The organism is Pseudomonas sp. GW822-FHT02D10 (assembly GCF_058802345.1).
On sequence record NZ_JBXAOB010000012.1, the window covers coordinates 145,557 to 158,953 of the forward strand.

13 protein-coding genes, 1 tRNA gene and 2 pseudogenes are annotated in these 13,397 nt (G+C 56.0%); 8 read left to right on the forward strand and 8 right to left on the reverse strand.

Annotation, left to right across the window (positions count from 1 at the left end):
- Positions 1-42: 42 nt before the first annotated feature.
- Entirely contained in the window at positions 43-1,476 is a 1,434-nt protein-coding gene (locus AC1RPZ_RS19640; protein WP_493138583.1) for a M48 family metalloprotease, read from the reverse strand.
- Positions 1,477-1,573: 97 nt separating this feature from the next.
- Between AC1RPZ_RS19640 and AC1RPZ_RS19645 the strand changes: the two genes are divergently transcribed.
- Both AC1RPZ_RS19645 and AC1RPZ_RS19650 read left to right on the forward strand, forming a co-directional pair.
- The gene (locus AC1RPZ_RS19645; protein WP_071551439.1) at positions 1,574-1,813 is read left to right on the forward strand and encodes a sulfurtransferase TusA family protein; all 240 of its coding nucleotides are present in this window, start codon (positions 1,574-1,576) and stop codon (positions 1,811-1,813) included.
- A 31-nt stretch (positions 1,814-1,844) separates the two neighbouring features.
- Positions 1,845-2,915, forward strand: coding sequence for an AI-2E family transporter (locus AC1RPZ_RS19650; protein ID WP_493138585.1), 1,071 nt, complete (start codon positions 1,845-1,847; stop codon positions 2,913-2,915).
- A gap of 25 nt (positions 2,916-2,940) precedes the next feature.
- Here AC1RPZ_RS19650 and AC1RPZ_RS19655 read toward each other — a convergent pair whose 3' ends face one another.
- Together AC1RPZ_RS19655 and AC1RPZ_RS19660 are read right to left on the reverse strand one after the other, a co-directional pair.
- Positions 2,941-3,414, reverse strand: a complete 474-nt coding sequence (locus AC1RPZ_RS19655) for a peroxiredoxin (protein ID WP_493138587.1) — start codon at positions 3,412-3,414, stop codon at positions 2,941-2,943.
- Positions 3,415-3,424: 10 nt separating this feature from the next.
- Positions 3,425-3,985 carry a glycine cleavage system transcriptional repressor gene (locus tag AC1RPZ_RS19660; protein ID WP_493138589.1) on the reverse strand — a complete coding sequence of 187 codons (561 nt, stop codon included), beginning with the start codon at positions 3,983-3,985 and terminating at the stop codon, positions 3,425-3,427.
- A 328-nt stretch (positions 3,986-4,313) separates the two neighbouring features.
- On the opposite strand from AC1RPZ_RS19660, the gene dapA reads away from it, so the two are divergent.
- The 6 genes from dapA (at position 4,314) to AC1RPZ_RS19690 (ending at position 9,083) form a co-directional block, all read left to right on the forward strand.
- The gene (gene dapA, locus AC1RPZ_RS19665) at positions 4,314-5,192 is read left to right on the forward strand and encodes a 4-hydroxy-tetrahydrodipicolinate synthase (RefSeq protein WP_123428074.1); all 879 of its coding nucleotides are present in this window, start codon (positions 4,314-4,316) and stop codon (positions 5,190-5,192) included.
- 17 nt (positions 5,193-5,209) lie between these two features.
- Positions 5,210-6,325: an NlpB/DapX family lipoprotein gene (bamC, locus tag AC1RPZ_RS19670; RefSeq protein ID WP_493138591.1), complete on the forward strand. Its 1,116-nt coding sequence runs from the start codon at positions 5,210-5,212 to the stop codon at positions 6,323-6,325.
- Positions 6,326-6,329: 4 nt separating this feature from the next.
- Positions 6,330-7,088 (forward strand): MBL fold metallo-hydrolase, encoded by a 759-nt coding sequence (locus AC1RPZ_RS19675; RefSeq protein ID WP_493138593.1) that lies wholly within the window; start codon positions 6,330-6,332, stop codon positions 7,086-7,088.
- Between the two features lie 28 nt (positions 7,089-7,116).
- Positions 7,117-7,830 (forward strand): phosphoribosylaminoimidazolesuccinocarboxamide synthase, encoded by a 714-nt coding sequence (purC, locus tag AC1RPZ_RS19680; RefSeq protein ID WP_493138595.1) that lies wholly within the window; start codon positions 7,117-7,119, stop codon positions 7,828-7,830.
- 84 nt (positions 7,831-7,914) lie between these two features.
- Positions 7,915-8,004 (forward strand) — tRNA-Ser (locus AC1RPZ_RS19685).
- Between the two features lie 755 nt (positions 8,005-8,759).
- Complete coding sequence (locus AC1RPZ_RS19690; RefSeq protein ID WP_493138597.1) at positions 8,760-9,083, forward strand: AAA family ATPase; 324 nt, start codon at positions 8,760-8,762, stop codon at positions 9,081-9,083.
- Between the two features lie 264 nt (positions 9,084-9,347).
- On the opposite strand, the gene AC1RPZ_RS19695 is transcribed toward AC1RPZ_RS19690, so the two are convergent.
- The 5 genes and pseudogenes from AC1RPZ_RS19695 to AC1RPZ_RS19715 form a co-directional block, all read right to left on the reverse strand.
- Entirely contained in the window at positions 9,348-9,674 is a 327-nt protein-coding gene (locus AC1RPZ_RS19695) for a hypothetical protein (RefSeq protein WP_493138599.1), read from the reverse strand.
- Positions 9,675-9,724: 50 nt separating this feature from the next.
- Complete coding sequence (locus AC1RPZ_RS19700; protein ID WP_493138601.1) at positions 9,725-10,174, reverse strand: hypothetical protein; 450 nt, start codon at positions 10,172-10,174, stop codon at positions 9,725-9,727.
- A gap of 254 nt (positions 10,175-10,428) precedes the next feature.
- Positions 10,429-10,821: a hypothetical protein gene (locus AC1RPZ_RS19705; RefSeq protein ID WP_493138605.1), complete on the reverse strand. Its 393-nt coding sequence runs from the start codon at positions 10,819-10,821 to the stop codon at positions 10,429-10,431.
- 494 nt (positions 10,822-11,315) lie between these two features.
- Positions 11,316-11,447 (reverse strand): annotated as a pseudogene (locus AC1RPZ_RS19710) (transposase); the annotation flags it as partial.
- Positions 11,448-11,635: 188 nt separating this feature from the next.
- Positions 11,636-12,808 (reverse strand): annotated as a pseudogene (locus AC1RPZ_RS19715) (IS3 family transposase).
- Positions 12,809-13,397: the final 589 nt, after the last annotated feature.

Genomic DNA, 13,397 nt, shown 5'->3' on the forward strand with positions numbered 1-13,397 from the left:
AAACGCCTCGAAAGAGGCGTTTTTTTATGGGTCAAAGAAATGTCAGCCCATCATGTCCTTGATCAAGCGCTCTTGCTCCATCAGCTCCCGTTGACGCGCATCGATGCGTGACGACAGTGGGAAGTTGGTGCCGGCGCGGCGTTTGGCGAAGTCCAGTTGCTGGATCGCCTGACGGTAGTCGCCGATCAGTGCGAAGTACTCGGCGCGGGCCTGATGCAGACCAATGGTGTTGCCGGACAGGCCACGAGTCTCGGCCACCATGTACCAGACGTCCGGATCGTTCGGGCGGGTCTTGAGCAGGGCTTCAAGGGCTTTCTCGGCGTCAGCCGGGCGGTTCTGCTTGAGCAGCAAGTCGACCCGCACTTGATTCAGCGGATAGTTGCGCGGGTACTGTGCGAGCATCCGGTCGACCCGCGTCTGCGCGTCTGGCAGGCGATTGTTGGCGATGTCCAGATCGACTTGCGCCAGGTTGTAGATGATTTCGTCGGGCGACTTGGCCAGCAATGTCTTGAGGTTCTCGCGGGCGTCGTTGAACTGGCTGCCCTTGATCTGGGCGATTGCCAGGCCATAACGAGCCACGTCGCTTTTCGGGTTTTCATCGAGCTGGGCGCGAAAACGTTTGGCGGCAAGACCTGGCGTGTCTTCATAGAACAACTGGACGCGCGCGCGAATCAATTGGTACGTCAGGCTGTCTTCCTTGCCGCCCGGCTTGGACTGCTCGGCACGGTTGCGGGTGTCGGCGATCCGCGATTCGGTGACCGGGTGAGTCAGCAGGAATTCGGGCGGTTTGGCATCGAAGCGGTACTGGCGCATCAGACGTTCGAACATGGTCGGCATCGAGCGCGGGTCGTAACCGGCTTTCTCGAGGTTGAGGATGCCGACACGGTCGGCCTCCTGTTCGTTCTGCCGGGAGAAGCGCCGTTGTTCCTGAATGGCCGCTGCCTGGGTGCTGGCGATGGCGGCGATACCGGCATCTCCGGCGCCAGCCGCTGCGGCGATGATTCCGCCGAGCAGGGCGGCCATCATCGGGACTTGCATGCGTTGCGAGGCTTCGACGCCGCGAGCGAAGTGGCGTTGCGACAAGTGAGCCAGTTCGTGGGCGAGTACTGAGGCATATTCGCCTTCGGTCTGGGCATTCAGAAACAGACCGCCGTTGACGCCGACAATCCCGCCAGGTGCGGCGAAGGCGTTGAGCTGCGGGCTGTTGATCAGAATGAACTCCAGGCGCCGGTCGTTGACCTGACTGGTTTCCACCAGTTTGTAGACGCTGGTCTCGACGTAATCCTTGAGCTGTGGATCATTGAGCTGTGACACCTGGCTGCGCAGCAGCGCCAGCCAGGCGCGGCCCAGCTGGTATTCCTGCTGTGGCGATACGATGGCAGAACTGGCATCGCCAAGTGACGGCAGGTCGTCGGCGAAGCCCGGTGAGGCTAGCAGGCAAGCGAGCGTCAGCAGGGTGGGGCGCAGAAAAGTCATGCACAAAGCCTTAGTCGACAAAGGCCTTACTGTAGCCGGACACATGCGTTACGACCAGATATTCTAGACCACTTGATTACCTATCCGGAGTGAAGCAATGACTGACGCTGTAGAGCATGACGCCGAACTGGACGCCAGCGGGTTGAACTGTCCGTTGCCGTTGCTCAAGGCCAAGCTGGAACTCAATCGCCTGGCCAGCGGTGCGGTACTCAAGGTCATCGCCACCGATGCGGGTTCGCAGCGCGACTTTCGCACCTTTGCCCGTTTGGCCGGTCATACACTGCTTCGTGAAGAAGACGAGGCTGGCGTTTATCGCTACTGGCTGAAAAAAGCCTGAATTTTGCAGCGTCCATTGTTAAGGAATATTGATGTTCAAAGTGTTACGCGACTGGATTCAGCGCTACTTCTCCGATGAGGAGGCCGTGGTGCTGGCCGTTCTGCTGTTCCTGGCCTTCACCGCGGTCCTGACTCTGGGTGGAATGCTCGCGCCGGTGCTGACGGGGATGGTGCTGGCGTATTTGATGCAGGGCCTGGTCATCACTCTGGAACGCTTGCGCTTGCCGGGTGGTGCGGCGGTCGGACTGGTGTTCGCGTTGTTCATGGGCGTGTTGCTGGTGTTTATGGTCGTGGTGGTGCCGTTGCTTTGGCATCAACTGATTACCTTGTTCAACGAACTGCCGGGCATGCTCGCCAAATGGCAGTCGTTGCTGTTGTTGCTGCCGGAGCGCTATCCGCATCTGGTGTCCGATGAGCAGGTGCTGCAGGCCATCGAAGTGGCGCGGGGCGAGATCGGCAAGTTTGGTCAATGGGCGTTGACGTTCTCGCTGTCCAGCCTGCCGCTGCTGGTGAACATCATGATCTATCTGGTGCTGGTGCCGATCCTGGTGTTCTTCTTCCTCAAGGACCGGGTGATGATCGGGCAGTGGGCGCGCGGGTATCTGCCGCGTGAGCGCGCACTGATCACCCGCGTTGCCGAAGAAATGAACCGGCAGATCGCCAATTACATTCGCGGCAAGGTCATGGAAATGGTCATTTGCGGCGGGGCGACCTACATCGGCTTCGTTGCCCTGGGGCTCAACTACGCCGCACTGCTGGCGCTATTAGTCGGCGTTTCGGTGGTGGTGCCGTATGTCGGGGCGGTGGTGGTGACCGTGCCGGTGCTGCTGATTGCCTTGTTTCAGTGGGGCTGGAGCGACCAGTTCATCTACCTGATGGCGGTCTACGGGATCATTCAGGTGCTGGATGGCAATGTTCTGGTGCCACTGCTGTTTTCGGAGGCGGTCAATCTGCACCCGGTGGCGATCATCTGCGCGGTGCTGTTGTTCGGCGGGCTGTGGGGGTTCTGGGGCGTATTTTTCGCGATTCCGCTGGCTACCCTGTTCAAGGCAGTGCTGGATGCGTGGCCGCGCAAGGAGCCGATTGTCGCGCCCTTACTTTAAGGGCGCGCAACTATAACGAGCCGGCTCAGGCCTTGTTCAGCGCCTGGGCCGCAGCCAATACCGCATCAACGTGGCCTGGCACTTTCACGCCACGCCATTCCTGACGCAGCACGCCATCCTTGTCGATCAGGAAGGTGCTGCGATCAACGCCCATGTATTCCTTGCCATAGAGTTTTTTCAGCTTGATCACGTCGAACAGCTGACAGATGGCTTCGTCCTTGTCGCTGATCAGCTCGAACGGGAACTCTTGTTTGCACTTGAAGTTCTCGTGGGACTTCAGGCTGTCGCGCGACACGCCGAACACTTCGGTGTTGGCTGCGGTGAACTGCGCATACTGGTCGCGAAAGCCCTGACCTTCGGTGGTGCAACCTGGCGTGCTGTCTTTGGGGTAGAAGTAGATCACCACTTGCTTGCCCTTGAGGGCTGCGAGGCTGACGCTCTGCCCGCTGGTAGCAGGCGCTTCGAAGTCGGCGACAGGTTGGTCGATAGCAACGGCCATGGGAGCTTCCTTACATTGGGTTCTGTGGACGCCACGGTTCGATCAGCGCGTCGAGGTTCAGTGCATCGGCGAAATCCAGGAACTGATCGCGCAACCAGCTGATTTGCACGCCGGCCGGCAAGGTCACGGTAAAGGTGGCGTTGAGCATGGTGCCGCCGGTCTGTGGGGCCTGATAGGTGTCGCAGGTCAGGTTTTCCAGCTCGACGTTGTGGTCGATGAAGAACTGGCACAGCTCATTGACGATGTCCGAGCGGTAGGCCGAGCTGACGTAAGCCACATACGGCAAGGCTTGCGGACGGTTTTCCAGCGCGGCACTGCGCACCACATTGACCGTAAAGGCGTGCTTCTTGGCCAGGGTCGGCAAGCCGGCTTCCAGGCGCGCCAGGGCGTCCCAGCTACCGGAGATCTGCAGAACCAGCGCGCTGCATTCGCCGTGGCGAGTCAGGCGGGAGGTGACCACGGCGCAGCGATTTTCATGGCTGGCGCGGCACAGGACGTTAGTCAGCTCCATGGGGTTGGCGCCGAGGGCACTGATGACAAGGAATTGTTCGCGAACTGTGGGGGTGGACATGCAGCATTCCTAAAGCGATGAGCGGTCGGTACGTCTATGGGCCGATTCGTCGGGGTGGGCATCCGGATGCGAAATCAAAAAGCCCGAGCCAGATGGTTGCGACGAGCTCCAGTGAGGCGAGATCGGGTAGGCGGCAACGCAGGATCAGGGCTTCTGAGGCCGAAAATGGAGGCTGGAACCCGGCGTACGAGCCTGTCGGTACTGATCAAAGTCTGAAGGGTAGCGAAAACCGGCGCCTAGGGGAATGGCGCGAGCGCAGTACTTCGCTTGTACAAGCATCTTGGCGCCAGTACCATTACCGCTCTCTTTTTCCGGCAGGAGCGGTTGCATGATTGCGGGCAGTATGGTGGCACTGGTCACTCCCATGGATGCACAAGGTCGTCTCGACTGGGACAGCCTGAGCAAACTGGTGGACTTTCACCTGCAAAACGGCACCCACGCCATCGTGGCGGTCGGCACCACAGGTGAGTCGGCGACCCTCGACGTGAACGAACACATCGAAGTGATTCGTCGCGTGGTCAAGCAGGTAAATGGTCGCATCCCGGTAATCGCCGGCACTGGCGCCAATTCGACGCGCGAAGCGATCGAGCTGACCACAAACGCGAAGACTGCCGGCGCCGATGCGTGCCTGCTGGTAACGCCGTACTACAACAAGCCGACGCAAGAAGGCCTGTACCTTCACTTCAAGACCATCGCCGAAGCTGTCGATATCCCGCAGATCCTCTACAACGTGCCGGGTCGTACCGCGTGCGACATGCAGGCCGAGACGGTCATTCGCCTGTCGACCGTGAAGAACATCATCGGTATCAAGGAAGCCACGGGCGATCTTTCGCGCGCCAAGGCCATCCTCGACGGCGTGAGCAAGGACTTCCTGGTGATTTCCGGTGACGACGCCACCGCAGTCGAGCTGATCCTGCTGGGCGGCAAAGGCAACATCTCGGTCACGGCCAACGTTGCGCCGCGTGACATGGCCGACCTGTGCATCGCCGCCCTGAACGGCGACGCCGTGAAAGCCCGGGCGATTCACGAAAAGCTGATGCCGCTCAATAAAACCCTGTTTATCGAATCCAACCCTATCCCCGTGAAATGGGCGCTGCATGAAATGGGCTTGATGCCGGACGGTATCCGTCTGCCGCTCACCTGGCTCAGCGAAGCCTGTCACGAACCGCTGCGGCAGGCCATGCGCCAGTCCGGCGTATTGGTTTAATTGAGGAAGTACAACGCATGAAGCGAATGGCCGGACTTTCCGCACTTGCCTTGATTATCTCCAGCACCAGTGGCTGTGGATGGATCTGGGGCCCGGAAGGTTACTTCCGTGACCGTGGTAGCGATTACCTGGAAGCGCAACAGACTGCACCGATGCAACTGCCGCCGGATGTCCATACCTCCAAGCGTCTGGACCCGCTGTTGCCGATTCCGCGCAACGTGGCCGATGACACGTTCAAGGGCGAATACATCGTTCCGCGTCCGCAGCCGTTGTCGGCGATTGCCGAGGCCAGCGATTACAGCCTGCAAAAAAGCGGCGACTCGCGTTGGGTCATGGCCCAGCATCCACCGGCTGAAGTCTGGCCAGTGGCTGTGCAGTTCTTCCAGGACAACGGTTTCCGTCTGGATGAACAGCGCCCGCAAACCGGCGAGTTCACCACGGGCTGGCAGCGTCCTGACCAGCTTTCGGCGACGATGGCCAAACGCATGACCAGTGCCGGCATTGCGGCCGACAGCGAAACCCGCGTGCGGGTGCGCATCGAACCCGGCGTGCAGCGCAACACCAGTGAAGTCTACGTGGTCAGCGCCGAGCGCGCTGCCGGCAGCACTTCTGATGTCGCGTTCACCAACCGTTCGGTCAACACCGGCCTGGACGCTGCGCTGATCGACGACATGCTTGCCGGTATGAGCCGTACGTCGGAGAAGGGCGGTTCGGTCTCCATGCTCGCTTCGCGTGATTTCGATACGCCAAACCGTGTCAGCCTGACTGAAGACGGCAGCGGTAACCCGGTACTCAACGTCGGTACCGACCTTGACCGTGCATGGTCGAGCGTTGGGCGTGCGTTGGAGAAGGGCGAATGGCGTGTTGAAGACATCAACCGCAGCCTGGGCCTGTACTACATCAACCTTGCCGAAAAAGCCGAGAAGAAGGACGAGAAGCCTGGTTTCTTCAGCGGTCTGTTCGGCAGCAAGCCGGCCAAGGAAGAAGTTGAAGCCCGTGCCGAGCGTTATCAGGTTCGTCTGAGCAAGGTGGGCGAGAACGTACAAGTGACCGTCGAGAAGAACATCAACACCGTTGCGCCGGCAGAAGTGGCGCGCAAAGTGTTGGGCGTGATTCAGGACAACCTGGGCTGATCAGATGCGTTTCGCCGTTCTCGGCAGTGGTAGCCAAGGGAATGGCACGCTGATAGCCAGTGATGACACGTACGTCCTGGTCGATTGTGGTTTCTCCTTGCGCGAAACCGAAAAACGCCTGCTGCGCCTGGGTGTAAACCCGACGCAGTTGAGCGCGATACTGGTGACCCACGAACATGCCGACCACGTGCATGGCGTGGGTTTACTGTCTCGGCGCTACAATCTTCCTGTCTACCTGAGTCGTGGCACCTTGCGCGGGATGCGCAAACCGGTTGAACCGGCAGGCTTTGTGGCTGGCGGTGAGCAGTTGCAGATCGGCGGGCTGAGTATCGGCGTCATTGCCGTGGCCCACGATGCGCAGGAGCCGACGCAATACGTCTTCAGTGACGGTTCGCGGCGTTTCGGCCTGTTGACCGACCTCGGTTCGTACTGCGCCACGGTGCTGGACGGTTATCGGGATCTCGATGCGTTGATGATCGAAGCCAACCACTGCCGCGACCTGCTGGCCCGCGGTCACTATCCGTACTTTCTCAAGCAGCGGGTAGGCGGTGAACTGGGACATTTGAATAACCATCAGGCCGCAAGCCTGGTGGCCGAGTTGGGCTGGCAGGACCTGCAACACCTGGTACTGGCCCATCTGAGCAGCAAGAACAACCTGCCGCAGCTGGCCCGGCAATGTTTTGTCGACACCCTCGGGTGCGACCCGGACTGGCTGCAATTGGCCGATCAAGATTCAGGGCTCGACTGGCGACATATCGCCTAGCCCATCTACTTAGCAAGCGGAGCCCATCATGGAAAAACGTGAAGAACTCTACCGCGGCAAAGCCAAATCGGTTTACAAGACCGATGACGCTGACCGCTTGATCCTGCTGTTTCGCAACGACACCTCGGCGTTCGACGGCAAGCGTATCGAGCAGCTCGACCGCAAAGGCATGGTGAACAACAAGTTCAACGCCTTCATCATGCAGAAACTCGAAGAAGCCGGCGTGCCGACCCAATTCGACAAACTGCTGGGCGACAACGAGTGCCTGGTGAAGAAGCTCGACATGATCCCGGTCGAATGCGTCGTGCGTAACTACGCCGCTGGCAGCCTGGTCAAGCGTCTGGGTGTCGAAGAGGGCCTGAAGCTCAACCCTTACACCTTCGAACTGTTCCTGAAGGACGACGCCAAGGGCGACCCGTTCATCAACGAATCCCACGTTGTGGCGTTCGGTTGGGGCACCGCCGAGCAACTGGTTCGCATGAAAGAACTGTCGCTCAAGGTCAACGAAGTGCTGAGCAAGCTGTTCGACGACGCCGGCCTGCTGCTGGTCGACTTCAAACTCGAATTCGGCGTGTTCCACGACGGCACCATCGTCCTGGGCGATGAGTTCAGCCCGGACGGCTGCCGTCTGTGGGACAAGGCCACCGGCAAGAAAATGGACAAGGACCGCTTCCGTCAGGGCCTCGGTGACGTTATCGAAGCCTACGAAGAAGTCGCCAACCGCCTCGGCGTACCGCTGTAATCGACGCAAGCATCTGATAGCACGGAAAAAAATTCACTCAGGGGGTTCGCTTCCGGTGAATGTGCTGTTATGATGCGCGCCGTTGGAGAGATGCCAGAGTGGCCGAATGGGACGGATTCGAAATCCGTTGTACCTTCACCGGTACCTAGGGTTCGAATCCCTATCTCTCCGCCATACAAATCAAGGGTTTATATTGAATAAACTCTTAGGTGTCAAAGAGCAGGATTATCAGTGATCCCTCTATGATCCCTCAAAAAGACCCAGCCCTAAAAGCTGGGTTTTTTTTCGTCCCACTACAAGCAATCCCTAAGGTCGCGGCAAGATGAATGATCCAGCCTAGGACATTCGTCACTGTGTATAAGCACGAGCTGGGTGATAAAGGCGGAGTGATGATGATCGTGGCGCGTTGAATGGCTTAAGCGCCTTGTCAGGATTGCGCGCGACCTGCCACGCCGAAGCCAGCTTCGCTTCTACGGTATAGGAAAGATCTCGCCCTTAGCTCGTTCGGGTCCAGATTCGCGAAGCGTTCACCTGATCATGTGCACACTACTCGCAGTTTCAGATAATTTACTGCTGGGGCGCGGTCAAATCTACCGGACGGCATGAACCTATGGATATCGTAAGGCACGTCGTTCTTTGTCGCCTCATGGTTGCTAAAAGATCGGGTCCAATTCCGTCGGCAGATTTCGACTAGCACGTGATGGTTTTAGGAAACCGTGGCAATTGCCACGAATAGGGCCAGTGGATCGTGGCCGGCTAACCGTATCCTTAGGGAGGCTTTGGTTGCATTAGGTGCTGACCGCGCGTGGACGGGGCTGTAGGGCCTGGTATGCGCAATGCGACGGCCACCAGTTCTCGGAGCAATTTGCTCTCCGTGGGCGAAATGGTGCCATTATCGTAGGACATTGAGATCACGCTGAAGGATCAGTATGAAAATCGTAAAACTCACGATCCAAAATTTCCGTGGCATTCGACTGGCGAACCTATTGTTTTATGGCCATACGCTGATGGTCGGAACTAACAATGTCGGTAAGAGCACCATTTGCGAGGCTCTCGACTTTGTGCTTGGTCCGGACCGACTAAACCGATTTCCCCCGATTGACGAGCACGATTTCTACAATGGGCTGTATTTGACTGCTCCACTAGCAGCTGAACAGCTTAGCTGGCCACCATTAATGACCCGCTTAGCGGAAATAGTCCAGGGAGTGGTGCTGGTCGGTATGCGTCGATGGGACGTGTTTAAGTTCACCTAGATTGTGCGGCCTTGTTTGCGTCGTCGGGTATAGCTGCTGAGCAACTAGCTTGCAGTATTTTGCGCCACTAAATTTAGTAGACGCAAAGGGAGCTACCAAAAGGAAAAATTTAAGTACTTTGATGAGCTACCTGTTGAATCAACCTGAGCGAATAAGTTATGGAGCTGACGTATAAGCGCATGGTAGTCCTCTACTGTCTTGTAGGAGGCGCAGAGCCCCGCTGGATACCTTCAGCGAAGCTGGTCTGCATTCAGTTTGTACCACTCATTTAACCTGGAATTTTTCGGGGTTTTGCCAGAAGCTCGTCCAGTTTTTTTGCCGGCTCACAGGAGGAGCTTTCGTCACGGTGATGATGTACTGCTCGTTGCTTATTTTCCAGTACTCGACCAAATCCGTATTCTTAAGTTCTTTGCGAATATCGCTAGGCAAAACTATGCATCCAAAATCATTTACACGCGGCTCTTGGTATATTTTTGGTAGCATATTTTTGTAGGTTTCAGATTCCTCGTCGATATACAGCATGCGGCCTCGTGCTTTTAGGTGTCCGAAATTGTGGCCTTTCATTTCTTTATCTTCGAGTATCAGGCGCAAAAACTCTTCTGTTATAGATTTGATTTTTTGAAGTGAGCTTTTGAGTGATATCAGCCTTTGCTGCCAGGTAAGTCAGTGCAGTCTGTTTCAAGTTTGTAAATAGTGATTTTTGGTGAAGTCCTGTTTAATGTCGGATCTCCCATATTATATGAGTTGCCTTCAACGGTGCGGACTATAAACGTTCTGCTCTCTACGTCTCGGGGATCGGTGATTACCTCAGTTACCACTTCGGAAGTGATGCTGCCGACACCGATGTTTTTGGGAGGAAGAAGCACGCTGAGGTTCGTCAATTCGTAAGTGTTATTAGTTTTCGAGATACCATTGATGAGTTTCTCGAGATCGATAGGATGAGAAAACGCCCAAAACCCCACAGATGCGGATCCCTTACGGCAGGAAGTCACATATGCAACGAGCAAAGGCTCTATCCCATCAGTCATGAAAAGTTCCTTTTTAACCCACCCCGGTTTCGACATGACCTCTTCACTCGGAACGAAGAACATATAATTTCACCTTGCCTATGATTTGCGAGCTTGTCGTTCAGTTAACGTGCTAGCTTCACAACGACCGTAAAGCGTTTTTATCCACCGATGCCTAATAAACTGTATTCCCACGAACAGCGCGAAATCTGCAAGTGGGCCGAGCGACCATGCAGTCGAAAGATCAGCGCTATTTGACGCCAGTAGACATAAGTTGAGTGATGTGGTTGGCTATTGCATGGGTTAAATTAGCATGTCCTCGACATTTAGAGGGTGACCTAAATTAAACTGCCTGGGTCTTTATGGTTGTTGCATCGAGTAGCGACCCAGCCGTTGGACGAAACAGATGTGCCCGGTCCTCTATAAACCTCACATATAGATTCTGAGTTTGCTTTGGCAAGGTCCACAAGCCGACGAATAATGTCGTCGCCATTGCTATGGTAAAATCTGAGGGTGCCAAACTTTTCTTTAACTTGGCGAGCTTCAACTTGCGGGAGGCTATTGGCGTCGATGTGGCTTTGAATTAGCGTACAAAGATTGTCGATAGTTGAAAACCATCCATCCCGACACTCAAATCCAAAATGCGCACTGGCGCAATTGTCATCATGGACTTGAAGTCGAAAAATTTTTGGATGCTTCCTGCACAGTGCTGCTTCAAGTTCAGGGTTCATTGGGGGCGCTCATTAGAGAATCGGTAACATTCCGGCGTCGGTGATGTCGGGCGCTTTAAGTTTCTGTCATAGATCAATCAAGTTTCAAGCAAAATCTGAAAAAAATTATTAACAATGATATTTAGAGAAGCGTGAATTTGGTCATGTTTAGCAGAAATTTACAGGGCTGGCTTAGTGTTTTGAATTTTTCGTTATTTATCCGAGAGGACTTGGCTGGCGAGAGAGAGTCCACCTTGTTCAAATATCATTGTTAATTGGGTTCATGAGTGTCGATTGTTTCTTCCAGATGAGGTTGGTGTACCGCAGCGGCTGAAATTTTACTTGAGTGAAAGCAGCCCTGCGGCCGTCTGCGATGCCTGCTCCCTCCACCTCCTTGAACTCTCATGCGCCCTTACTCAGGCTCGTGGTTCTCGGACGATTGGTCTGCCGCGTTGGGTTGGTAACTGCTGCCGGTCCATTTTTAAACTGACACGATGTATCCAACCTCCCATAGAGTTCAGCCCCGCGAGCTGGCGTAGGATGGTGGTCTCGTACAGCGCTTCCTCCATCGCCGGATCGCTGTAGCCGAACCAGTTCTGTATCAGGTAAACGCGCAGCATCGCCATCAGCGGATACGACGGATGCCCGAATAATGTTCGGGATGGCTGGCAGCCAGATCGGGCAATACCTGCTCCAGCGGCGAGTTTTTCTCGTAGTGTTTCTTGAACTCCATCAGACCGACGACTCATCCCTCCTCCAGCGTTGCATCCGCACATACGGATTTGGGCAGGGGGGTAACTCCCATTCCTACCTCAAGGTCGGTACCCTGCGGTGGTCAACTAATACCGGACACCTCGATAGGTGGTTTCGACGCCATCGCCCGTTCGTAAACGGTCGGTGGCAAATATCCCAGTTTCGAGTGCAACCGCTCGTTGTTGTAAAACCCAACGATGTATTCCGTGATGTCACGTATCGCTTCGGCGTGGTTGGCGTAATCGCGGCGCCATACCCGCTCCATTTTCAAGCTCAGGAAGAAGCGCTCCATCACTGAGTTATCCCAGCAGTTACCTTTACGACTCATGCTTTGCTGCATGTCATTTCGCGCCAGCAACGCTCTGTAGCTCGCACTGGCTACCAGGATCCGAGTGGGCGATCAGACCCGGTGGCGGTTGACGCTGAGCAACTGCCAGCTGCATTGCACTACACACCAGCTCGGCAGGCATGTTCGGGGCCATGGACCAACCCACGATCTTGCGTGAGAACAAGTCCAGTACCACAGCCAGGTACAGCCAGCCGCTACGGGTCCGGATGTAGGTAATGTCCGCCACCCAGGCCTTGTTCACCGCCTCGGGCTCGAATTGTCGATTCAGCACATTTTCGGCAACCGGCAGGTCGTGCTTGCTATCGGTCGTGTGCACGAACTTACGCTTCCAGGCCGAACGCAGGCCGTTGGCGCGCATCAAGCGACGAATTTTATAAGCGCCTATTTCCATACCCTTGGCGCGCAACGCTTTACGCAACGGGCGACTGCCATAGCAGCCGCCACTCGCAGCAAACGACGCCTTGAGTTGCACAGTCACGGGACAAATCGATGCTGGCGCTCCAGCACGCTTGTTGGCCTCGTAGAAACCGGATCGGCTGATACCCAGCAGCCGACAGACATACGCCACCGAATAAGCCTTCTGTTGCAGCTGCCGAACCAAGCGATACGTTACTTCAGCTCGCGGGCAAAGAAGGCGGTGGCTTTTTTTAATACATCGTTATCCATCTTGAGCTGGCGGTTTTCCTGCTCCAGCTGCCGGATACGCTGCTGCTCGGACGTTAGCGGTTTACCGATCCCGGCCTGTCCCAATTGCTCGGCCTCGTACTGTTGAACCCAGCGCCGGACGGCTGTCTCACCAATATTCAGATCGCGGCAGACCTGCGGAACGGTCAGCCCCTGGTCCTTGATCATCTTCACGACTTGCAGCTTGAAGCTGTCGTCGAATGTCCTGCGTTTGTCGGCCATGAAAAACTCCTCGATAGATGCATTTTCCACTTATCGAGGTGTCCGGGGAAATTAGACCACTGCAACCCGCTTCGCGGAAGGGAGCCAGTGAGGGGGGAGTGTCCACCTGATGCATTTCTTTATAGAAACTTGAGGTGGACAGCGTACCGTCAGTACACGGTGATGAACCTGCGTTTGACGACTACTGAGGCTGATAGGCTGCGATCGATCCGAACAGCCTGGCTCCTTCTGCGAAGCAGGTCTGCTGAAAGCACGTAGATCCCGAGACGGCACGACGTAGCTGCCATTCTGTACCGCTGGTCGCAAAAGATGGGTTTGCTTTTGTATGCCCGTTGCAGCACCCATATGTTCATATATAGAGAAGTGGTGCGACTTAGGCGGCGACGGTGGGTTGCTGTAGCGTTATTTGGCCTTCTGCCGCGAGGTGAGGGTGCGCGGCAAATTAAGCTTTTGAAGTCCAAAGAGAAAATTTCAAATATCTCGAAATAACTGCTTGACTGGCTAAGTGGCATCTGTAGAATGCGCGCCTCGGTTGAGACGAAAGATCTTAACCAACCGCTCTTTAACAACTGAATCAAGCAATTCGTGT